Annotated in this window: 2 protein-coding genes and 1 pseudogene; all 3 read right to left on the minus strand. The window is 51.7% G+C overall.

Annotated features, from left to right (window positions below; translation table 11 throughout):
- Positions 1-264: 264 nt before the first annotated feature.
- Positions 265-699 carry a universal stress protein UspF gene (gene uspF, locus VZP09_RS07195; protein ID WP_004140161.1) on the minus strand — a complete coding sequence of 145 codons (435 nt, stop codon included), beginning with the start codon at positions 697-699 and terminating at the stop codon, positions 265-267.
- Positions 700-780: 81 nt separating this feature from the next.
- The gene (locus tag VZP09_RS07200) at positions 781-993 is read right to left on the minus strand and encodes a KTSC domain-containing protein (RefSeq protein WP_002902432.1); all 213 of its coding nucleotides are present in this window, start codon (positions 991-993) and stop codon (positions 781-783) included.
- A 143-nt stretch (positions 994-1,136) separates the two neighbouring features.
- Positions 1,137-1,430, minus strand: a pseudogene (ompK37, locus tag VZP09_RS07205) (porin OmpK37); the annotation flags it as partial.

Raw genomic sequence — 1,430 nt, forward strand, 5'->3', positions numbered from 1 at the left:
CTTTTTTACTGATTTCTTGGTTTTGCAGCATGTAATAGTGGCTCAATTCATAGTGTGGCATCAGAAGAGCACGCATTCTGCCAGCCGCTGAACAACGTGGCGCTGGCGCGTAGCAATTATTGAGGTTTGACAGGCAACCGTGGCGTGTATGGTACGGATTCAGGGGCGGAATGTCAGCATCTTTCCGGCACTTTCGGCAGCGAGCAGCCAGGCGGGGGCGGCTGATGCGGAAATAAAAAGCCCGCCGGGCGGCGGGCTGCGGCGTTAGCGGACCACCAGTACCGAGCACTCGGCGTGACGAACCACCGCGGCGGCGTTGGAGCCCAGCAGATAAGTTGTGATATCCGGTCGGTGCGAAGCGATGATCACCAGGTCGGCTGGCAGCGACTTGGCCAGCGCAAGGATTTTATCTTTTGGCGATCCTTCCGCGACGTGAAAATGCATCCGGTCTTCCGGGATGGAGAACTGCTTCGCGATCTCTTTCAATTGCGTTTCAGAACCCTCACGCAGCTCATCCATGCCGGGAAGCTCAGCGGTATAGGCCATTCCCAGTGAGGCATAATAGGGCAGAGAAGGGATCACGGTGAGGAAATGCACCTCGGCGTCGTCAATCCGCGCTTCCGATTCAACGTGACTGATAATGCGTTCAGTAAATTCTTTATCAGAGATATCGATAGGGACAAGAATCATTCTGCTCATAAAACCTCCTGTTTAAGTATCCCTTCATATTGTACGGTATTAGGGCACGTTTTGTATCATGACCGCAGTCACACTTTGACATTAACGTAGCTTGCGTTCGGGAAATTTTCCTTTGATCACCCCGTCATAATACCGGCCTTTTGACACCACCTGTAAAAAATCATGAAAAATACGCGGTGGGACCCCGGTATATTGTAATGGCGGCTGGTGATAGAAATAGATTTCCAGTGTGGCGGAGGCGTCATCGTAGGCGACGGAGATAATTCGGGAAGATTTTACCGGATGGTGGTGCATGATGGACGTCCTCGGGCAAGCACTGACTGGCCATGACTATATCATTAAACGGACGGCTATTTTAGTCCGCGAGATATAGCGTTTTGTTTTATCTGCAGCGAGGCGGGTGGGGGAAAGCCCGCCGGAACCGGCGGGCAGGCGCATCAGAACTGGTAAACCAGGCCCAGGGCGACGATGTTATCGGTAGAGATACCGTTGTCTTCGTAGAATTTGTCGTTACCATCCAGCAGGTTGATTTTGTAATCAACATAGGTGGACATATTACGGTTGAAGTAATAGGTCGCGCCAACGTCCATATATTTGACCAGATCTTTATCGGCATAGCGGCCGTTATTGTACAGATCTTTGCCTTTGGACTGCAGGTAGGAGATGGCCGGACGCAGGCCGAAGTCGAACTGATACTGCGCGGTGACTTCGAAGTTTTGCGTTTTATTGGC

Source organism: Klebsiella sp. EMBS2024, from assembly GCF_036233805.1.
GTDB lineage: Bacteria > Pseudomonadota > Gammaproteobacteria > Enterobacterales > Enterobacteriaceae > Klebsiella > Klebsiella pneumoniae.